Source organism: Dokdonella sp. (genome assembly GCF_019634775.1).
Lineage (GTDB): Bacteria > Pseudomonadota > Gammaproteobacteria > Xanthomonadales > Rhodanobacteraceae > Dokdonella.
Window position 1 is genome coordinate 737,954 of sequence record NZ_JAHCAS010000001.1, and the last position, 20,516, is coordinate 758,469.

Genomic DNA, 20,516 nt, shown 5'->3' on the forward strand with positions numbered 1-20,516 from the left:
TTTCCGCGGCCCCTGTCCATGCATCAGCACGTTTTCGAACTGATCCGCTTCAGCACCTACGCAGAACTGCGCGCCGAGCGGGCGCGCAGCTATCTCGGCCTGATCTGGTGGGTCGCCGAGCCGGCGATGATGATGGCCGCGTTCTGGCTCGTCTTCGAGTTCATCCTGAAGACCGGCGGTCCCGACTATCTGCCGTTCCTGTTGATCGGCCTGACCGTCTGGCAATGGATGAAGTCGTGCATCACGCACGGTGGCTACGCGATCTGGACCAATCTCGGCCTGATCCGCCAGGCCCGCCTGCCCGTGCTGGTGTTCCCGCTCGTGCAGATGTTCGCCGACACCATCAAGTTCTTCTACATCTTCGCCCTGCTGCTGGTGATCCTGTGGGTCGCTGGCTACCCACCGAACCTGGCCTATTTCGCCCTGCCCGTGCTGTTCGTGACGGTGTTCCTGTTTGCCGCCGGTGCCGGCTTCCTGGTCGCCGCGATCGTGCCACTGGTCCCGGATCTGCGTTTCGTCATCGAACAGGTGCTGACCATGGTGATGTTCCTGTCCGGCGTGGTGTTCTCGCTGGGCCAGTTGCGCTCGCCGCTGCGCGAGATCTTTGCGCTGAACCCGGTCGCCACCCTGGTCGATGCCACGCGGGGCGTACTCATGCGTGGCGAATGGCCGGACTGGATGGCCCTGGCCAAGGTGGCGGCGATCTCGGCGGTGGTCTGCATGATCGGCATCCTGGTCGTGCGCCGGCTTGCACCGCGCTATCCGAAACTGGCGGCCTGAGATGTCGGATACCCTCATCGAACTCGATCACGTCGGCGTTGCCTTCAACGCACAGCGGCGGCTCGGCAGCGGTGCGTTCTGGGCACTGGAAGACGTCAGCCTGCAACTCCGACGTGGCGAGCGACTCGGCGTGATCGGCCGCAACGGTGCCGGCAAGAGCACCCTGCTGCGCGTGCTCGCCGGCATCCTTGCGCCGGACCGCGGCGCGGTGAAGCGTGGCGCCGCGTCATGTCAGTTGCTCGCGCTCGCGCTCGGCTTCGTGCCCTACCTGTCCGGGCGCGACAACGCGATCCTGTCCGGGTTGATGATCGGCCTGCGCCAGCGCGACATCGTCGCGCGCCTGCCGGCGATCCGCGAGTTCTCCGAACTCGGCGATTTCTTCGACCAGCCGATCGCCAGCTACTCTTCCGGCATGGTCATGCGCCTCGGCTTCTCAGTGGCGATCCAGGCCGAGCCCGACGTGCTGCTGATCGACGAGGTGCTCGCCGTCGGCGATGCCGAGTTCCAGGAGAAATCCGGCAACGCGCTGAAGGAGCGCATGCGCCAGGGCCAGACGGTCGTGTTGGTCAGCCATGACGAGAAGCAGGTGACCGGATTGTGTGATCGGTTGTTGTGGATCGAACACGGACGCAGCGTGCTCGAGGGTGACCGCGACGCGGTATACGAAGCCTATCGCCGCGAGCTGCATCTGGCATCGCCGGAAGCACCGAAATGATGCGCGAGGACGCCATTCGCCTCGTCGCGCTGGCCCAACGCCTCGGCTGCACGCCATGCGAGCTGCTCGTCGCGGCCGCGCGTGGCGTCGACACGCCGGATGTCGCAGTTCCCGAGCATCTTGCACACGTGCGCGCCCTGGTCGAGGCGGGCGATCCGCGTGTGCAAGCCTGTGCCAATCTGCTGCTCACCTCGCCCGGCAGTTACGCGACCGACGAGCTCGACAACCTGCTGGCGTCGATCTGGCGGACGGGTGGTCCGTGATGCGCGGCACCGCGCTCATCGTGCTGGCCTGGAACCAGTGGCCGCTGACCCGGAACTGCCTCGACACCCTGCTCGGGACGGATCTCGATGGCGCCGAGATCATCGTCGTCGACAACGGCTCCAGCGACGATACGCCATCGGCGCTGGCCGACTTCGCCGGTCGCGTGCGCATCGTGCGCCTCGAGGAAAACCTCGGTTTCGTGCGTGGCATGAACGCCGGCATCGACGCCGCACGCCCCGGCGACGATGTCGTGCTGCTCAACAACGACCTGGAGTTCACCCAACGCGACTGGCTCGGCCGCTTGCGCGACGCGGCCTATGCGCGTGCCGACCACGGCATCGTCGGCTGCCGCCTGCTCGGCGCTGCCGGGGACGATCACCTCCGTCATCTGGCAAGCTTCATCGAGCCGGAGACGCTGTGGGGCCAGCAGACCGAGTCCGGCATCCAGGAGCGCGACGTCGGCCAGTACCGGCGCCTGCGCCATGTCCAGGGCATCGCCTTCGCCGTCGCCTACATCCGCCGCGACTGCCTCGAACGCATCGGTGGGCTCGACGAGGTCTTCCACAGCTATTTCGAAGACACCGACTACTGCCTGCGCGCCGCCGACGCGGGCATCGCCACCGTGACCGCCGGCGCAGTCACACTGCGGCACGTGCAGCATGGCTCGACGCGCGACGACGGTGGCTTCCGCAAACGGCTTTGGGAGGACAGCAAGGCTGCGTTCGCGGCGCGCTGGCAGCAACGCCTGCGTGACCTGCGACGTGGCTCCTTGCACTGGACCGGTCCGACACGCCACATCCATGCCAGCGCCGATTTCACCCGTGACCTCGTCTGGCGTCTCGACGCGCGCGGCTTGCGCATGAGCTATGCGTCGGGCAGCCGCGCCGAACTCGCGGAGATCACCGACTACCGCCTCGCCCTGGCGGCCGCACGCACGCAGGAGGGCACACCAGATATCAGTCTGGCGTGCCTGCCGCGCCTCACCGCGGCGCCGGTGCCGGCACGACTGCATACCGCCCTCGCTTTCAGTGAGGATCTGCGGCTTGGAGAGGACGAGGTCCTTGCCGGCAACGCCTATGACCGCCTGTTCGTTCCCGACGAGCACCAAGCCGATGTGTTCCGCCGCTCCGGCATCCGCACGCGCATCGACGTGCTCGATCCCGGCATCGACATCGACTACTTTCATCCCGATGTGCCATCCCCACGCCGCAGCGATTGCCGCTACGTGTTCCTTTCGATTGCCAGCGAACTGGAACGCGATGCCCCGGACGTGCTGGTGCGCGCCTTCCGCCGCGCCTTCGAGGCCAGCGATCCAGTCGAACTCCTGCTCTACATCGAGCCAAGCGACGATGAATTCGCGATCCGCGAGGCGCTGGCACCGTTGCTCACCCCTCTCAATGGCGGCTGCGTGCGCCTGCTCGCCGGCACCGGCTTTCCGCGCTACCAACGCGGCCGGCTGTTCGCCGCCGCGGACGCCTATGCAAGCGCGCGCCGTGGCGGCGGCTGGGATCTCGATGCGCGCCGTGCGATCGCTTCGGGTCGACCTCTCATCGCCCCTGCGTACGGCAGCCAACACGCACTGGTCATGCAGTGGGGGCATGCGGTCGCCCATGTGACCGATCGGGCCAGTGGCCGAACCGGCCGGGCTGGCTGGATCGACGTCGACCCGGAGACGCTGGCACGAGCACTGCGTGCTGCATTCGAGGAACGCAGCGAACGCGGGCGCCACGCACGCGATCAGGCGTTGCAGTTTGCGCAGGGGCATGGGCTCGATGCCGGCGCTGATCGTCTCGTCGAACGACTCGACGAAGCCGGCGTGCTGAAACCCGCAGCCCCGCGCCCACCGCCCCACCGCCCCGCCGATACCACGCAACCTTCCGGCCAGATCGTCGTGCTCGGCATGCACCGTTCGGGCACGTCGAGCGTCGGCGGCCTGCTCGCCTTGTTCGGCGCCTGGCCAGGACCGACCGAGCGCCTGCTGCGCGGCGACGACAATCCGAAGGGCCACTTCGAGCACGGCGAACTGCACATGGCCTGCCTGCGCCGCCTCGAAGCGGCCGGCGGCGACTGGAAACGGCCGCCGCGCGAAGCGCCGCCGGCCGCGATCGACGCATTCCGCCGCGAAGCCGCCGCCGTGCTGGATACGCTCGACGGACGGCGTCCGTGGTTCATCAAGGAACCGCGCCTGTGCCTGCTCGCGCGCGAACTGCTGCCGCTGCTGACCCATCCGGTGTTCGTGCACGTCGCGCGCGAACCGCTCGCCGTCGCCGAATCGCTTGCACGCCGCGACGCCATGGACCGCGACGAGGCACTCGCCCTGTGGGAGCACTACACGCGCGAGGCCTTCGCCACGAGCACCGGCTGGAAGCGCGTGCTGGTCGACTACGACGCCCTGCTCGCCGATCCGGTCACCACCGCCCGGCGCCTGTTCGACGAGCTCGTCGCTGCCGGCGTGCAAGGCCTGCACCGGCCCGATGCGGCGACGATCCGCGCCTGGATCGAAGCGCCCGCGCGCGCGCCGTCGACCCTGCCGGCCGATGCCCTGAGTCCCGCGCAGTCCACGCTGCGGTCGGCGCTCGCCGACCGCTCGATCCTCGACCTCGCCGATGGTGGCTGAAGCCTTCGCACAACCGCGATGGGATGGGCAGCGGCTGGAGATTCCGCCTGCCTGGGGCCCACGCGTCGCGCTGGACATCGACGGCCACTGGTTCTGCGACATCGAAGCCGATGGCGACGGCCGCCTCGGTCTCGACCTGCCATTCACGCCGAGCGGCCGCGATGAGTTCTCGCCGTGCATCCGCAGCGCGCGCGACGGCGAAGTGCTGTGGCCGCGCGAAATCGGGACGGCCCCGTGCAGCTTCGCCGCACACGATGACGGCAGCCGCAGGGTGGCCTTCGAGGCCGAACCGATGCGCGCCGAAGTCGTGGTCATCGTGCCGGTGTACAACGCGCCGGACGCCGTGCGCGCCTGTCTGGACAGCGTGCTCGCCCACACCAGCGGGCGCACGCGCCTGCTCGTCATCGATGATGCCAGCACCGACCCGGCGATCGCCCTGCTGCTCGCCGGCCTGGAAGGCCGCCCCGGCGTGCGCGTGCTGGCGAATGCGCGCAACCTCGGTTTCACCGCAACCGCCAACCGCGGCATCGCAGAAGCCGGTGATGCCGACGTGGTCCTGCTCAATGCCGACACCGTGGTCGGACCGAACTGGCTGACCGGCCTGCGTCGGGCCGTGCATGCTGGCGACGCCATCGCCACGGCGACGGCGGTGTCGGACAACGCCGGCGCGTTTTCCGTACCCGAGCTGGAACGCGCCAACCCGCCGCCACCGGCGTGGTCGGTCGCCGACACCGCACGCGCGCTGTGGCAACAGGCCGGCCATGCCTATCCCGAACTGCCGACCGGCAACGGCTTCTGCCTGTACATCCGCCGTGCCGTCATCGATGCCGTCGGCATGCTCGACGAGGCCGCCTTTCCGCAGGGCTACGGCGAGGAGAACGATTTCTGCCAGCGCGCCAGCGCGCGCGGCTGGCGTCATGTCATCGCCGGCAATGTCTTCGTCCATCACGCACGCAGCCAGAGTTTCGGCGCTGAGCGCCGTCAAGCGCTCGGCCGCGCCGGCATGGCCGTGCTGCGCGAACGTTGGCCGGATTACGAACGCGAGGTCGGCGCCACCTTGCATTCGTTCGCACGGCGCGTGCTCGATTGGCGTGTGCGGCGCTGCTACGCGCTGGCCGAACGCGGCTGGCGCGCGCGCCCGCGCGCGCTCGTGTTCGGTGCTGTCGACGCGGTGCCCACAGCATTCGAAGCGTGGCAGGCGGACTGGCGCGACGCTGCACTGATCGTCACGCATGACGACGACGGCGCCACGCGCGAGGAGCGCATCGGCACCGATGCGGCCAGCCTCGCCGCTTGGCTCGAATACGCGGCGATCGAACTGGTCGACCTCGGTGAGGATGCTTCGCCGGCAGCCGTAGCCCTGCGCGTGCAGGCCCAACGCCTCGGCATCGCTGTCACCGATGTGCTTGCGTCGGCCGGCACGAACGGCTACACCGTCGCCGTTTGCGCCTCGCGCAGTTTTCCGGATCCCCGCGCATGACCCTCGCGCTCGTCACCGGCATTGGTGGACAAGACGGTGCCTGGCTCGCCGCACGCCTGCTGCAAGACGGCGTGCAGGTGATCGGCACGCATCGGCCGTCGAGCACGGCCGGCAACTGGCGACTCGACGAACTCGGTATCGCCGCACACCCGCGCCTGCGCCTGGTCGCACTCGACCCCGGCGATGCCGCAGCCTGCCGCCAGCTCGTCGCCGACATCGCACCGGATGTGATCTACCATCTGGCCGGACAATCTCGCGTGGCCGACTCGTTCCGCGACCCGCTCGGCAGCGTCGCCGTCAACGGCATCGGCACCCTGAACCTGCTCGAGGCGATGCGCCGGCACGCGCCTGACAGCCACTTCGTGCTCGCCGCCAGCGCAGAGATCTTCGGCACCGCGCCGGCACCGCAGGACGAAACGACACCGCCACAGGCCGCCTCGCCCTACGGCCTGTCCAAGCTCGTCGCGCATGCCGCGATCGGTGCCTGGCGTGCCAGCTTCGGCCTCACCGCGAGCAGTGCGATCCTGTTCAACCACGAATCGGAGCTGCGCGACGAAGCCTTCGTCACGCGCAAGATCAGCCGCGCTGCGGCACGCATCGCGCTTGGCCGCGAGCACGACATCGCGCTCGGCAACCTCGACGCACAACGCGACTTCGGCTACGCGCCCGAATACATGGATGCTCTGGTCGCCATGGGCGCGCGCGAACCGGGCGATGACTACGTGCTCGCCACCGGCCATGCGGCGAGCGTGCGCGAATTCGCCACTGCCGCGTTCGCCGCCGCCGGCATCGAGCTGGAATGGTCGGGACAGGGCCTCGCCGAAACCGCGCGAGACCGTCGCGACGGTCGCGTGCGCGTGCGCGTCGATCCGACCCTGTTGCGTCCGGTCGACGCGCCGCTGCTGGTCGGCAACGCGCACAAGGCGCGCAAGCTACTCGGTTTCGCGCCGCGCGTCGGCCTCGCCGAACTGACCCGGCGCATGGTCGAAGCCGATCTCGCGCGCGAGCGCGCCATGCAGGGCGGCTGATGCGCGTCATTCTCAACGTCGACGCGATCACCGCGCCGCTGACCGGCATCGGCCGCTACGCACTCGAACTCGCCCATGGCCTGGCTCGTCACGCCGCGGTCGAGGAACTGCGCCTGTATTCCGCGTTCCGCTGGGTCGACGACCCTGCCCACGCGCTCGCCGCGAACCGCACCATCGCCCAGCTTCGTCGCAGCATCCCGTTCAAGACACAGGCGCTCGAGCTCTACACGCATCTGCGTGCAGCGCTGTTCCGTGCGCATACGCGGCGCCTGCGCGGTTACCTGCTGCACACGCCGAACTACGTGCTGATGCCGTTCGACGGGCCGAGCGCGACGACCGTGCACGACCTGTCCGCGTTCAACTATCCAGAAACGCATCCGGTCGAACGGGTGCGCTTCCTCGAACGCCATCTGCCCCGCACGCTCGAGCGCGCCGCAGTCGTGCTCACCGATTCTCGCTTCATCGCCGACGAGATCCACCTCCGCCTCGGCGTGCCGCGTGCGAAGTTGCGCACGGTCGCGCTCGGCGTCGATCCGTCCTATCGGCCGCGCGGGAACGACGAACTCGACGCGGCACTCGCCGTTCATGGTCTCGTCGCCGGCGCTTACCTGCTCGTCGTGGCCACCCAGGAGCCGCGCAAGAACCTGGTGCGGCTGGTGCGCGCCTACGCCGCCCTGCCGGCCGCGCTGCGCAGGCACTCACCGTTGGTCATCGTCGGTGCGCGTGGCTGGCTCAACAAGGAACTCGAACGCACCCTCGGTCCGCTCGAGGCGAGCGGTGCGGCACGGCGGCTCGGCTACGTCGACGAGAACGCGCTGCCGTTGATCTATGCCGGTGCGCGCGCCTTCGCGTTCCCGTCGCTGTACGAGGGTTTCGGCCTGCCTGTGCTCGAGGCGATGGCGAGCGGCGTGCCGGTGCTGACCTCGAATGTTTCCTCATTGCCGGAAGTCGGTGTCGACATCGCCCTCGGGGTCGACCCGCTCGACGAGGACGCCCTGCGCAACGGCCTCGAACGCATCCTCGACGACGAACCCTGGCGCAGCGGCGCCATCACGCGTGGACCCCTGCATGCGCAGCAGTTCCCGTGGTCGCGGTGTGTGGACGAGACGGTGGCGGTCTATGAAGAAGTTGCCGGGAATGGGGAATAGGGGATCGGGAATGATCGGAAGCAATGCTTTTGATCTTCCATTCCCGATTCCCTATTTCCCATTCCCGGCTTAATCGGTTACCCGCCTGCGCAACGTCAATCGCGCACTCGGCACCGGCTGGCGAACGACGCCGAGCTCGGCGGCGACGTCGACATAGCCAAGCAGGGCGGCGACATCGCCGGCGCTGCGGCCGAAGCCGTCGGCGAGGTCGGTCGATGCGCCGTGCGCCTTGAGCAGACGGGCCACGCCGAGCAGGCCGTGCATCGCGCAGGCATGCAGTGGGCTGACGCCGCGTTGGTCCTGCACATCGACCGCCGCACCGGCTTCGACCAGGACGCGGGTGAGGTGACACAGATGCTGGGCGTCGCAGGATGCGCCTGGCTCGGCACGCGCGCCGAGCACGAGCAACAGCGCGGTCTGGCCAGCCGGGTTGGTCGTGTCACGCCTGGCCCCGGCACGCAACAGGGCTTCGAACACAGCCACCCATGTCGCGCTGTCGCGGCTGTCGAAGGCAGCCTGCGCGGCGGCCAGCAGCGGCGTGTTGCCGCGTTCGTCGCGCGCGTTGGCGTCCGCACCGTGCGCGAGCAGGGCCTCGACCATGTGCGGCAGGCCGAATGCGGCTGCCATCATCAGCGCAGTGCCGCCACCGGGCAGGCGCTGGTCGGCTGCGACGCCACGTTCGAGCAGGGTGCGCACGACCGCTTCGCGGCGCGCGGCGATCGCCGCCGACAAGCAGGTCGCGCCGGATGCGGCCGCATGGCTGAGGTCGGCGCCGGCATCGATCAGGCGTGCGACGAGGGCGGCGTAGCCGGATCCGGCTGCACGGATCAGTGCGGTCGCACCCTGCGCATCCACGGCCTCGATGTCGATGCCGAGCAGGAGCAGCTTGTCGACCGCCTCGATGTCGCCGGCCGCCGCCGCCGCAGGCAGATCCCTGGCACCGAGCGCGCGCAGCGGCAGGCGCCAGCGCGGCCAGTTGAGCCACTGCACGAGTTCGCTGTCGCCACGCGCAAGGGCGAGCCCGAGCGGCGTCTCGCCGTTCGCCGCGGGCCGGTCGGGATCGGCACCATGGCGGATCAAGGTACGGGCCACCGCGATCGCCGCCGCGCCACGCGCCTTTGCGGCGAAGTGCAGCGGCATGCGTCCGCGCGCGTCGCGCAGGTTCGCATCGGTGCCGCGCGCGAGCAGGGTCGAGACGAGGCCGGCATCGCCGAGGCCGGCGGCGAGATGGATGGCATGGCTGTCGCCGCCGATGCGCCCGCCGATGTCGGCGCCGCGTTCGACCAGGTCGGCAGCGAGCGCCGCCAGTGGCTCGTGACCACCGTTGGCCGGGGCCGCGGCGAGCACGCGCGCGACCAGGCCGGCACCACCGACCGGCGCGCCACGCGCGACGAGTTGCGCCAGCGCTTGCGCGCTCGACGGCAGCAGGTCGACCAGGGCATCGAGCAGGCTGCGGCCATCCGGCAGGCGGGCATCGATGGCAAGACCGGCATTGGCAACCCAGTCGCGTGCCTTGTACTGACTGTCGTCGGCCAGGGCGAGCCAAAGCGCAGCGACTTCGTCGGACGGCCAGTCGACAAGCGTCGCGCGGAACGTATCGGCGATGTTCCAGTGGCCGAAGCGCAGGGCGTCGACGAGATGCGCGGCGTTGGCCGGCTCCTCCGCGGAGTGTGCCGCATCGAGGCTGCTCGGCAGCGGGTAGGCCGGATCGAGCAGCGCGACGATATGCCAGCGCCCACTCGCCACCGCATGATCGAGCGCGCGCTTGCCGTCAGCCCCGGTGATGCCGCGGTCGGCGCCGAGCGCGAGCAGTGCACGCACGGTCTCGTCACTGGCCAGGCGCGACGTACAGGCGATGATCAGCGCGCTGCGGCCGGTCGCATCGATGCGGTCGGGGTCGGCTTTGCGCTTGGCCAACGCATTGATCACCGACACCGCCCCTGCGCGCGCGGCTTCCATCAGGGCCGTGGTGCCGTGGCGATCGGCGAGGTCGACGCCGGCGCCGCTGCCAAGCAGGGCTTCGACGATGCTCACGTGGCCGGCCAGTGCCGCCGCCATCAACGCCGTCCGATCGAGCGGGCCGCGTACGTCGACTCGCGCCTTGCGCTTGAGCAGCAGGCGCACGCCCCGCGCATCGTCGTCGGTGACCGCAGCGGCCAGCGGCAACGCCGGGTGGGCATGCTCGACTTCGCTGCGCGCACCGCGCTCGAGCAGGAATTCGGCGAGCACCCAGTTGCCGTTCGCGCAGGCCACGTCGAGCGGCGTATGCCCCTCGCGGTTGACCGCATCGACGAGCGCACCGGCATCCAGCAGCAGCGCCGCCACACTCGGTTCGGCACACAGCGCGGCGTGATGCAGCGCCGTATTGCCCTCGGCATCGGCGAGGCGCGCATCGGCGCCGTTCGCAAGCAGAGTCATGATCGCATCGGGCCGCCCCTGATAGCTGCCGCGGGTGGCTGCAACCAGGGCGGTCATGCCACCGTGCACGCGATTGACGTCGACGCCCTTGGCGATGAGTCCGCGCAGCAGGCGCAGGTCAGGCAGGATCACCGCATGCAGCAGCACGCTGCGCTGATCGCGGTCGCTGGCCAGCGGCAGGGTGTCGGGGTTGGCGCCGCGATGCAGGGCGGCCAGGGCCAGATCGACCTGGCCCGAACGCGTGGCGGCGAGCAGGGTCGCGCCGAGCTCGAGCATGCCAACGCCGGCGGGCAGCAGCTCCGGATTGCCCCCACCATCCGGCTCGTCGCCCGCGTCACGGCGCCCGCGCACACGATGCCGGCGTGCATCGGCGAGCAGGGCATTCGCGCAACGCGTGGCGATGACCAGCTGGGCCAACGGCACCACCGCCAACGCATAGATCACAAGCAGCACGACGCGCAGTTCGTCGGCCAGTGCGGGCGCGAGCGTGGCCAAGGCCAATGCGCCACCGCATGCGACAAAGGCGGCCAGCGCAGCGGCGAGGCCGTGCGAAAAGAACAGTTCATGCTCGCCGGTGAGGTGCCGCGCAAAGGCCAGCGAACGGCGCAGTGCGGCAAGCAGCCAGGAGCCCTGCGCCGCCTCGGGATAGGCGTCATCCCACACGAACGGCAGGGCAAATGCCGGCCACAGCCGCCACAGCGCGAGCACGGCCAGCAGGCCCGCCGCCGACAGGGTCAACGCGGCCGGCAACGAGGGTTCGCGCAGCAGCCACCAGGCCGGTGCGGCCAGCAGCGCGGCGATGAACAGGGTGTAGAGGGTCAACACAACCAGGCCGGCAAGCCCGCGCCGCGCGACACTGCGCGCATAGCGCAGGTCCATGTCGAAGCCGATCCCGGCACAGGTCGCGGTCAACACCAGCGCGTTGCCGGCCAGCAAGGCGATGAGGATCAGTGGGTGGGCGAACGGCAGGGCCAGGGCGAACACCGCGAACGCCGCCAAGAAACGCGCCAGGGAAACGAGGATCGATCGGGGACGGGCGGCAGCGGGATTCGACATTGTTCAACCAGGCCGCGGTTTCGGCCGCGTCGGCGCGAGTATATCGATGCGCGCAAGGCTTGCGGATGCGCAGGGTGATCTTGTGGAAGCGTCGCAGGTGTCCGTTCACGGGCGATGCTCTCGTCGATCGCGCCGCAAAGCATCGCCCGTGAACGGGCTCCTACACCGGCGGTGGCGGCAGCTGCAGGTGCCAGCCGCGGGCGGCGAGGTTGGCCATCACGGTGCCGACGTCCTCACGTGCCAGCTGGCGCTGCGGCGAGAGTTCGATCTCGATGACGAAGACGAGTTCGCCGAGACGTTCGACAAGCTCGGCCGGCAATACGCCGAAGCTGCCCTCCTCGCGCAGGAACAGGTAGGTCTCGGCCTTGCGCCGGCTCTTGTAGACGAAACACTGCATGGGGCGCGCCGGCTGCGGGAACGAGCGCGGAGGATAGCGCGGTGCGGACGCCTTCCACAGCGCCCGCACCGGCGCGGTCATCTCTGCGGCTGGCCGAAATCGACCGGTGCCGGCGGCGCGACCGGTTTACGCGGCGGCCGCGCGGCCAACTCGCCCAGCAGTTGCTCGACCGCCTTCTCGATGCTCGGATCGCGGCCGGCGGCAAGCAGCTCGGGGCGATCGATCACCTCGATATCCGGCGCAACACCCTCGTTCTCCACCGCCCAGCGGCCATCGGTATCCATGAAACGGAACGTCGCCGCGAGCAGCATGCCGCCGTCGGCGAGCGTGGGATTGCCGGAAATGCCGATCAGCCCCCCCCAGGTGCGCGTGCCGATCAGCTTGCCGAGGCCAAGCTTGCGGAAGTAGTACGGGAACGCATCGCCACCGGAGCTCGACAGGCCATTCATCAGCATCGCCTTGGGGCCGTCGTGAGAGAGCAGCGGCGTGGCCTGCGGATCGAGACCGCGGCGCTTCCAATGGTTGAGCGGCTTGCGTGCGACCAGTTCGATCATGCGATCGGGGATGAAGCCGCCACCGTTGTAGCGGTCATCGATGATCAGCGCATCCTTGTGCGCATAGGCGAGCATGCCGCGGAATAGCTCGCGGTTGCCATCCTGCGAGGTGTTCGGCACGTGGATGTAGCCGATGCGGCCGTTCGACAGGCGATCGACGAGGGCGCGCCGCTGCGCCACCCAGTCGTTGTAGCGCAGTGTGTATTCCGATGAGAGTGCCTTCACGCGCACGTCGCGCGCGCCACTGCCGCCGGCTTTCGCCGCGATACGCAGCACGACGTTCTGCTCGCCCTTGTCCTGCATGAGCTGATAGAAGTTCTTCACCGTGCGCGCATCGACACCGTCGACGGCCAGGATGTACTCCCCTTCACGCACGTTCGCGCCGGCCTCGGTCAGCGGCGAGCGCGTGCGCGCATCCCAGTTCTCGCCCGGGAAGATGCGCGCGATGCGGAAATAGCCCGAGGCGTCGGCGACGATGTCGGCACCGAGCAGGCCGCCCGGCGTGCGCTCGATCTTCGGCTCGTCGCCCTGCTGCACGTAGACATGTCCGGAATTGAGTTCACCCACCAGTTCCTGGAACACATAGTCGAGATCCTGGCGCGTGGCGACATAGGCGACCAGCGGCTCGTAGCGCGCGCGGATCGCATTCCAGCGCTCGATGCCGCCATGCATGCCGGGGTCGTAGAACCAGTCGCGCAGGATGCGCCAGCCGTCGGTGAACTGCTGCTTCCATTCGCGACGCGGATCGACCAGCAGCTTGAGGCGCGACAGATCGAGCGTGGCTTTGGCGAAATCCTGATCGGCCTTGGCTTCGAGCAGGGCGAACTTGTCGCCCTGGCGGGCCAGCACCGTCTTGCCGTCGGCACTGATGCGTACCCCGTTGAGGCCGCGCGCGATCGTCACCGGCGTGTCGCCCTCGATCGGCAGCATGCGCAGTTCGCTGCGGCCACCGCCGCGGCCCTCGCCGCCGACCGCGTAGAACACCGCATCGGCGCTGGCGTGCAGGGCGACATAGCTGCCGTTCGGCGCCTTCAGCGCCTGCTCGCGGCCAACCAGCCCATCGAGGTCGATTCGCACGGACGGGAAAGGCCGCGTATCGGCCTTGCGCTTGCCCTTGCCCTTGTCGCCTTCTCCCACATCCGCCTTCGTCGCCTCGCCGTCGCGGAACAGATACGGGCCGTCGGCAGCCAGCGGCAGCGCATAGATGCGCGTGGCGTTCGTGTACAGGTAATTCGATTCGTAGGCGCTGAAGGTCAGCGCGTAGTCGCGGCTGGAGAGGAAGTACAGGCGCTTGCCGTCCGGCGAGAACGCCGGATTCGAGGCCGGCGAGGTTTCCTCGGTCGCCGGCGTGCGTGTGCCATCCTGCAGCGAGTACAGCCAGATGCGCGTGAGCTGGGTGTCGGCGGTCAGCGTGTAAGCCAGCCACTGGCCATCCGGCGACCAGGTGTATTCGGTGATGTCATCGTTGCGGCTGGCGTCGACCTCGCGCGTGCGTCCGGTTGCCACCTCGACGATGCGCAGGCGCTGCTGCTTGTCGGCATAAGCGATGTGACGCCCATCCGGTGACCACTCCGGCGCGAAGCGCCAGATGCCGCCGTCATGGGTGACGCGCTTCGCCGCGCCACCGGCCAATGGCTGGGTGTAGATCTCGTATTCGCCGCTGGCGTCGGACAGGAATGCCAGGGTCTTGCCGTCCGGCGACAGGGTCACGGCGATTTCGCGCGCATCGGGTGTGTGCGAGAGATTGGTGATGTCTCTGTCCTTGCCGGCCACGCGGAACAGCTCGCCACGCGCAGCAAACACGATCGTCTTGCCGTCGGCCGAAAGGTCATATGACTCGACCTGCGCGGCGACATTCTTCCAGGCCGGCACGGTCTGGGGGAAATCGCCGGTCACGCGGATCGGCACTTGGGTGGCCTGTTCCGTTTTCGGATCGAAGCGCCAGATCGCACCGCCGTTCTCGAACACGATCGCGTCGCGGCCCGCGCTCGGCCAGAGCACGTCGAAGTCGGAGAAGTGCGTGAGCTGGCGCGGCGTGCCACCGTCCGGAGACATCGCGAACAGGTTCAGCGTGTAGTTGCGATCGGAGACGAAATAGATCGTATCGCCCACCCACATCGGCTGATGGTCGGTGGCGGCGTCATCGGTCAGGCGCTTGGAGGTGTTATTGACCAGGTCATAGCTCCACACGTCCTGCGCGCGTCCGCCGCGATAGCGCTTCCAGCTGCGGAATTCGCGGTCGATCGGCGTGTAGACGTAGTGCCTGCCGTCCGGCGAGAGCATGCCGCCGCCGGTTTCCGGCACGGCCAGCGGCGTTTCCATGCCGCCGTCGACCGGCACCAGATACGGTCGTCCACCGCGGTCGTCGGTCGGCGTGCGGTTGGCGCGCACGAGGATGTTCTTCCCGTCCGGCGTCCAGTCGAGCACGCGGTAGTCGGTGCCACCGCGCGGCGGCTGCGCACCGATGTCGTTGTACCAGGTGAGCTGCTTCGGCACGCCGCCGGTGGATGCGATCACGTAGACCTGGCGCGTGCCGTCATACTCGGCCGAGAACGCGATCGAACGGCAGTCCGGCGAGAACTTCGGATACAGCTCCTGGCCCGCATGCGAAGTCAGGCGCAGCGCCGTCCCGCCGGTCGCGCCGACCGAGTAGATGTCGCCACCATGCACGAAGGTGATCGCGTCGCCGCAGATGTCGGGAAAACGCAGCAGGCGTGAATCACCGGCCGGCATCGCCTCGACGCTCGAGGTGGCGGCCAGGGCGAGCAGGACAGGCAAGACGCAACGACGCATCGGTAGCTCCCGGATTGGCATGGGCGACCGATTCTAGATGCTGGCCTCGCCCGGCCCGTGGGCCGGAAGGCATGGGCGCCTGCAGTGAAGCCCCGAGCGGTACGGACGTCACGGCCGGGAGGTTCCGGGCGCGCGCGCCGGTCAAACGGCGCGCCGGTCGGCACGGGGGAGGCCGACCGGCGCTCGCAGGGACGCCCTGCGTCCCTCGGCAACGTCGCATCCCTGCGCCCTGGCGTATCCCCATGACCCGTTCACTGGACGGTTTCGCCCCGTTGCATGATCTGGTACGAAGTCCGACGACATTTCCTGACATTCGAATCCGGGCACCATGCCCGTGCATCGGATGGCTCCGCTGGCGGTGATGAGCGTGACCGCGTGCAGATCGTGCGCACAGCGCGGGATCGACGGCGCCCGCGACTCCAGACATTCCGACCGACCGCAAGCACCCCGGTACCGGTGCGGAACAGGCGGGATAGAATCCGGCGTTCGTCCTCCGCCATGTGCGCGCATGAGCATCGACCTGACCCGCCGCGAACTGCTGAAGGCCGCCTGCCTGGCGGCGCTTCCCGTCGGCGTGGCGGCGTGTGCGGGGGGTGGAAGCAAGGGGTCAGTGCAGGTCGGCGGCCTGCCGGTCACCTGCAACCTGACCTTGCCGGTGGCCTGCACCGCGCGCGAGAAAGCCAACCAGGCAGCCGCGGAAGACGCACCGCGTTTCGCCTACGAGTACCTCAAGTTCAGCGGTTGGCCGGAGATCAAGGAATCGCTGATGACCGGGCGCATCCAGGCCGGCTACATGCTCGCGCCGCTGGTCATGGATCTTGCCGACCAGGGCATCCCGGTCAAGATCGTCTCGCTCGGGCACCGCTCCGGCGCGGTGATCATGGTCAAGACCGCTTCGCCCTACCAGCAATTCCGCCAGTTGGCCGGCAAGCGCATCGCGATCCCGAGCCGCTTCGCGGTCGATTTCCTGTTTCTGCGCAAGATGCTCGCGCGCGAGGGCATGACGCCGGCCGATATCCACATCATCGAGATGCCACCACCGGACATGCCGGCCGCGCTCTACGCCGATGCCGTCGACGCCTACTGCACCGGCGAGCCATTCGGTGCTGCGGCGCAAAGCGCAGGCTATGCCCGCGCGCTGCGCATGACGCGCGACGAATGGCGCAACTACATCTGTTGCGTGCTGACCGTGCGCGAGGAGCTGATCGCCACACAACCCGAGCTGATCCAGGATCTGGTCGACCACGTGCTCGGCGCCGGTGTCTGGCTCGACCAGCAGCCGCAGAACCGCGAGACTGCGATCCAGATCGCCGCGGCGCGGCGCTTCTTCAACCAGGATCCGGCCATCCTGCGCTACGTGATGGAAAATCCTGCCGACCGCGTGACCTATGGTGACCTGCGCATGATCCCCGAGGAATTCGAAGAACTGATGCAACTGTCGATCGAGGCCGGCACGCTGAAGCGCCCGGTCGCCTACGACAAATATGTCGACGAGCGCTTCGCGCGGCGCGCGACGGCTGCGGCGATCGCAGTCTGATGGCCAGCCACTTCACGATGCGCATCATGCTGGCAGCGTGCCTGCTGCTTCCCGCCGCGCTGCTGGCGCAGTCGCCGGCACCGGCACCGGCACCGACTCTGAAGGCGGGCGTGTTCGAGCCGCCGCGTGAAGCGCCGGACTTCACCTTGCCGGGCACCACCGGCGCCGACGTGTCGATGCGCGACTGGCGCGGCAAGGTCGTCGTGCTCGGCTTCGGATTCACCCATTGCCCGGAAGTCTGCCCGATCACGCTGGGGACGCTTGCCGCGGCACGCAGGCAGCTCGGCGCGCAGGCCGACGAAGTGCAGGTGCTGTGGATCACGGTCGACCCGGAACGCGACGATGCGGCGCGCCTGGGCGCCTATGTCACCGCCTTCGACAAGAGTTTCGTCGGTGCAACCGGCAGCGAGGAACAGCTCGCGGCGGTGCGCAGGGACTACGGCATCGCCGCCGCGAAGGTGCAGCGCGAGGGCCAGTCCGACTCGTACTCGCATTCGGCCTTCACCTACCTGATCGACCGCGAGGGCCGCCTGCGCGCGCTGATGCCCTATGGCCACCCGCCTGAGGATTTCGTGCACGATCTGCGCATCCTGCTGGCGGTGCCGTGAAGCGATGCCGGCGCGTCATCGCGATCGCCCTGGCGTTGGCGGCGGGTGGAGTGGTCGCCGCGGCGGCGTTCGTGCCGGTATCCCAGGACACGCGCGAGGAACTGTTCGAGATTCCGCAGGGCACCTGGGCGCGGCGCATGTCGGGTGATGCGGTCGAGATCCTGCCGGCGGAAATCCATCTCACCCTCGGTGTGCGCGACATCCTGCTGTTGAGGAACCTCGATGATGTCCCCCAAGTGTTCGGTCCGACCGTGATGATGCCCGGTCAGAGTTTCCGCCTGCCGTTCGGCGTGGCGTCCACATATCACTTTGAATGCACCGCGCACGCCAGTGGCCAGATGGCCGTGGTCGTGCACGAGGCACCGGACTCACCCTGGGCGCGGTTGCGCTGGCGCGTGGGCCGGCTCTTGCGGAGGCTGGCATGACGCGGATCAAAAGCTGGTTGCCCTCGATCGTGGTGATGGTGGTGATCATCGCCGTCTGGTGGATCACGGTCATCGCCACGCGCAGCCCGATCTTTCCGACCCCGTGGCAGGTGCTGACCGGCACCAGCGAACTGATCGGTGACGGTTCGCTGTGGGCGCACATCGGTGCCTCGCTGATGCGCGTGGGCATCGGTTTCGGTCTGGCGGTGCTGGTGGCATTGCCGCTCGGCCTGTGGATGGGCTGGGTGCGCGGCGCCTTCGTCACGCTCAATCCGGTGTTCCAGATCCTGCGTCCGATCTCGCCGATCGCATGGATTCCGATCGCGATCCTCTGGTTCGGGGTCGGCAATGTCTCGCCGATCTTCCTGATCTTCATGGCCTCGGTGTTCCCGATGATCGTGCAGACGGTGGAAGGTGTGCACACGATCGAGCCCCGCTATCTGCGTGCCGCGGCCAACTTCGGCGTCTCGCGCGGCACGCTGTTCCGTCGCGTGGTGATCCCGGCGGCGCTGCCACAGGTGATCGTCGGCATGCGCATCGGCCTGGGCGTGGCCTGGCTGGTCGTGGTTGCCGCCGAGATGATCGCGCTGAACTCGGGCCTCGGCTATCTCATCATGGACTCGCGCAACGCCGGCAACCGCTACGACCTCGTGGTCGCCGGCATGATCATCATCGGCCTGATCGGCCTGCTGCTGGATGGACTGATGCGCGGACTCGAAGGCATGAAATCGGTGCGGTGGCGCTATGCACGCTGAGTCGACGAAAGCAGCGAAGATTTCGGCACAGCGCGTCAGCAAGGGCTTCGCCACCGAACGCGGCACCCTGCAGGTGCTCGACGGCATCGATCTGGAGGTGCGCGAAGGCGAGACCGTCGCCATCGTCGGGCCTTCCGGCTGCGGCAAGTCCACGCTCATGGGCATCCTCGCCGGCTTCCAGCGCCCCGACCACGGCACGGTGCGGATCGACGGCCAAGTGCTCACCGGGCCGGGGCCGCGCGGCATCCTGATCTCGCAGCAGGGCTCGGTGTTCCCGTGGCTGACGGTACGGCAAAACCTGATGTTCGGCCTCGGCACTCGGCCTCCGGCCGAACAGCGCGAACTGGCCGACCACTACGCCGCCCTGGTCGGCCTGAAGGGTTTCGAGCACAGCTACGCGCACGAACTCTCCGGCGGCATGCTCAAGCGTGCCGAACTGGCGCGCGCCTTGGTGCTGAAACCGGACATCCTGTTCATGGACGAACCGTTCTCGGCCCTCGATGCCCTGCTCAGCCTGCGCATGCGCAACGAGCTGTTGCGCATCCTTGACGAGGAGCGTCACACGGTCGTGCTGATCACCCACGACGTCGAGGAAGCGATCCACCTCGCCAACCGCGTGCTCGTGCTTTCCTCGCGACCGACCCGCGTGCAGGCCAGCTTCGATGTCGCCATCCCGCATCCACGCCACCTCGCGAGTGCGCCGGTACAGGCGCTGCGCGCGCGCATCCTGCGTGAACTCGGGGTGGAGCGGGACACGATCTGACCGGCGGCGCCGCGCCTGGTCAGACGCATGCGCCCGCGCGGCCCCTCCTCCGGCAACGTCGCATCCTTGCGTCCTGGCGTATCCCCATGACCCGTCCACTGGACGGTTTCGCCCCGTTGCATGGGTACATACGCAGGCAGGTGGGATTTCCTGACATTCGCGGTGACGGCGCGCATCCGGCTATGGCGGGCGCGTGCGGGTGGCGAGGTCGGCGACGGCTGCACGTGGCAGGTCGGCAAGACCCGCTCCGCCCATTGCGAGATGGGCGAGGAGCTGGCGCCGCATGCGCGGGTCCCAGAAGCGTTCGAGGTGGCTGACCATGCCGGCGATGGCGGCGGCGCGGTCCGGTTCGGAGGCGAAGTAGGCGCCGATGTCGTTGGCCATCTGCACGAGCCGCTCGATGTCCATGTTCAGTCCTCGGTTGACCGGCGTGCGTAGACGACGTGGCCGTCGTCACGGGCGAAGCCGACCAGGGTGATGCCGGTCGCATCGGCGAGATGGATGGCGAGCGCGGTCGGTGCCGAGATCGCGGCGATGAAGCCGATGCCGACCGTGGCCGCCTTCTGCACCATCTCATAGCTGGCCCGGCTGGTGACGACGAGGAAGCCGGTGCGCACGTCGTCACCGGCGCGCGCGACCGCGCCGATCAGCTTGTCGAGCGCGTTGTGGCGGCCGACGTCCTCGCGCACGTGCGCCAGCGAACCGTCCGCGCGTGCCCAGGCCGCGGCGTGGGTGGCGCCGGTCAGCGCGTTGAGCGGTTGCCGGTGTTCGAGCTCGGCCAGCGCACGCTGCAGCGCAACCTCGGAGACCGCGATCGCTGCAGCGACGCGCGGCGGATGGCGCAGCACATCCTCAAGATGCTGCGTGCCGCACACGCCGCAACCACTGTTTCCGACCAGGTTGCGCCGACGCTGCGCCAGCGCCTGCGCGCGCGCAGGCGGAATGCGCAGCGAGAGGCGGATGCCTTCGAGCAGGGTGGTCGCGGTGCAGGAGTTGAGTTCCGCGGGCGTGGCGATGACCGCTTCGCTGAGCGAGAAGCCGAGCGCGAAGTCGGCCAGGTCGTCCGGGGTGGCCATCATGACCACGTGCGGCGCGTCGTTGTAGTCGATCGCCAGCGGCACTTCGGCGGCGACCCAATCCTCGGCCATGCCGTCGTCATGCGCGCGATGGCGTTCGAC

Annotated in this window: 17 protein-coding genes; 12 read left to right on the top strand and 5 right to left on the bottom strand. The window is 68.7% G+C overall.

All coding sequences use genetic code 11. The features are described from left to right. Nucleotides 1-18 precede the first annotated feature (18 nt). Genes KF907_RS03160 through KF907_RS03190 form a run of 7 tightly spaced genes read left to right on the top strand, consistent with a single transcriptional unit; the run spans nucleotide 19 to nucleotide 8,032 of the window. The gene (locus KF907_RS03160) at nucleotides 19-780 is read left to right on the top strand and encodes an ABC transporter permease (protein ID WP_291218108.1); all 762 of its coding nucleotides are present in this window, start codon (nucleotides 19-21) and stop codon (nucleotides 778-780) included. A 1-nt stretch (nucleotide 781) separates the two neighbouring features. After that, complete coding sequence (locus KF907_RS03165) at nucleotides 782-1,495, top strand: ABC transporter ATP-binding protein (RefSeq protein ID WP_291218111.1); 714 nt, start codon at nucleotides 782-784, stop codon at nucleotides 1,493-1,495. Next, nucleotides 1,492-1,758: a hypothetical protein gene (locus KF907_RS03170; RefSeq protein WP_291218113.1), complete on the top strand. Its 267-nt coding sequence runs from the start codon at nucleotides 1,492-1,494 to the stop codon at nucleotides 1,756-1,758. The genes KF907_RS03165 and KF907_RS03170 overlap by 4 nt, the downstream gene beginning before the upstream one ends. Next, nucleotides 1,758-4,376: a glycosyltransferase gene (locus KF907_RS03175; protein ID WP_291218115.1), complete on the top strand. Its 2,619-nt coding sequence runs from the start codon at nucleotides 1,758-1,760 to the stop codon at nucleotides 4,374-4,376. Before KF907_RS03170 ends, KF907_RS03175 begins: the two co-directional genes overlap by 1 nt. Next, nucleotides 4,366-5,856 carry a glycosyltransferase family 2 protein gene (locus KF907_RS03180; RefSeq protein ID WP_291218117.1) on the top strand — a complete coding sequence of 497 codons (1,491 nt, stop codon included), beginning with the start codon at nucleotides 4,366-4,368 and terminating at the stop codon, nucleotides 5,854-5,856. The genes KF907_RS03175 and KF907_RS03180 overlap by 11 nt, the downstream gene beginning before the upstream one ends. Beyond that, entirely contained in the window at nucleotides 5,853-6,884 is a 1,032-nt protein-coding gene (locus KF907_RS03185; protein ID WP_291218119.1) for a GDP-mannose 4,6-dehydratase, read from the top strand. Before KF907_RS03180 ends, KF907_RS03185 begins: the two co-directional genes overlap by 4 nt. Then, on the top strand, nucleotides 6,884-8,032 hold the full coding sequence (locus tag KF907_RS03190; RefSeq protein ID WP_291218122.1) for a glycosyltransferase family 4 protein: 1,149 nt from the start codon (nucleotides 6,884-6,886) through the stop codon (nucleotides 8,030-8,032). The genes KF907_RS03185 and KF907_RS03190 overlap by 1 nt, the downstream gene beginning before the upstream one ends. 69 nt (nucleotides 8,033-8,101) lie before the next feature. Here the strand turns inward: KF907_RS03190 and KF907_RS03195 are convergent, their stop codons facing one another. The 3 genes from KF907_RS03195 to KF907_RS03205 all read right to left on the bottom strand — a co-directional run bounded on the left by KF907_RS03195 (nucleotide 8,102) and on the right by KF907_RS03205 (nucleotide 15,250). Further along, nucleotides 8,102-11,449 (bottom strand): ankyrin repeat domain-containing protein, encoded by a 3,348-nt coding sequence (locus KF907_RS03195; protein ID WP_291218124.1) that lies wholly within the window; start codon nucleotides 11,447-11,449, stop codon nucleotides 8,102-8,104. A gap of 217 nt (nucleotides 11,450-11,666) precedes the next feature. Further along, complete coding sequence (locus KF907_RS03200; RefSeq protein ID WP_291218126.1) at nucleotides 11,667-11,903, bottom strand: YcgL domain-containing protein; 237 nt, start codon at nucleotides 11,901-11,903, stop codon at nucleotides 11,667-11,669. A gap of 77 nt (nucleotides 11,904-11,980) precedes the next feature. Next, on the bottom strand, nucleotides 11,981-15,250 hold the full coding sequence (locus tag KF907_RS03205; RefSeq protein WP_291218128.1) for a S41 family peptidase: 3,270 nt from the start codon (nucleotides 15,248-15,250) through the stop codon (nucleotides 11,981-11,983). 508 nt (nucleotides 15,251-15,758) lie between these two features. Here KF907_RS03205 and KF907_RS03210 point away from each other — a divergent pair. The 5 genes from KF907_RS03210 to KF907_RS03230 are packed head-to-tail and all read left to right on the top strand — an operon-like array spanning nucleotide 15,759 to nucleotide 19,338. Beyond that, nucleotides 15,759-16,787 carry an ABC transporter substrate-binding protein gene (locus tag KF907_RS03210; RefSeq protein WP_291218131.1) on the top strand — a complete coding sequence of 343 codons (1,029 nt, stop codon included), beginning with the start codon at nucleotides 15,759-15,761 and terminating at the stop codon, nucleotides 16,785-16,787. Continuing rightward, entirely contained in the window at nucleotides 16,787-17,395 is a 609-nt protein-coding gene (locus tag KF907_RS03215) for an SCO family protein (protein WP_291218133.1), read from the top strand. Before KF907_RS03210 ends, KF907_RS03215 begins: the two co-directional genes overlap by 1 nt. Beyond that, entirely contained in the window at nucleotides 17,392-17,820 is a 429-nt protein-coding gene (locus tag KF907_RS03220) for a cupredoxin domain-containing protein (protein WP_291218134.1), read from the top strand. The genes KF907_RS03215 and KF907_RS03220 overlap by 4 nt, the downstream gene beginning before the upstream one ends. Next, complete coding sequence (locus KF907_RS03225) at nucleotides 17,817-18,575, top strand: ABC transporter permease (RefSeq protein ID WP_291218136.1); 759 nt, start codon at nucleotides 17,817-17,819, stop codon at nucleotides 18,573-18,575. Before KF907_RS03220 ends, KF907_RS03225 begins: the two co-directional genes overlap by 4 nt. Next, complete coding sequence (locus tag KF907_RS03230) at nucleotides 18,565-19,338, top strand: ABC transporter ATP-binding protein (protein WP_291218138.1); 774 nt, start codon at nucleotides 18,565-18,567, stop codon at nucleotides 19,336-19,338. The genes KF907_RS03225 and KF907_RS03230 overlap by 11 nt, the downstream gene beginning before the upstream one ends. A 180-nt stretch (nucleotides 19,339-19,518) precedes the next feature. Here KF907_RS03230 and KF907_RS03235 read toward each other — a convergent pair whose 3' ends face one another. Both KF907_RS03235 and fdhD read right to left on the bottom strand, forming a co-directional pair. After that, the gene (locus tag KF907_RS03235) at nucleotides 19,519-19,746 is read right to left on the bottom strand and encodes a formate dehydrogenase subunit delta (protein WP_291218141.1); all 228 of its coding nucleotides are present in this window, start codon (nucleotides 19,744-19,746) and stop codon (nucleotides 19,519-19,521) included. A 2-nt stretch (nucleotides 19,747-19,748) separates the two neighbouring features. Further along, complete coding sequence (gene fdhD / locus KF907_RS03240) at nucleotides 19,749-20,486, bottom strand: formate dehydrogenase accessory sulfurtransferase FdhD (protein ID WP_291220227.1); 738 nt, start codon at nucleotides 20,484-20,486, stop codon at nucleotides 19,749-19,751. Between the last annotated feature and the right edge of the window lie 30 nt (nucleotides 20,487-20,516).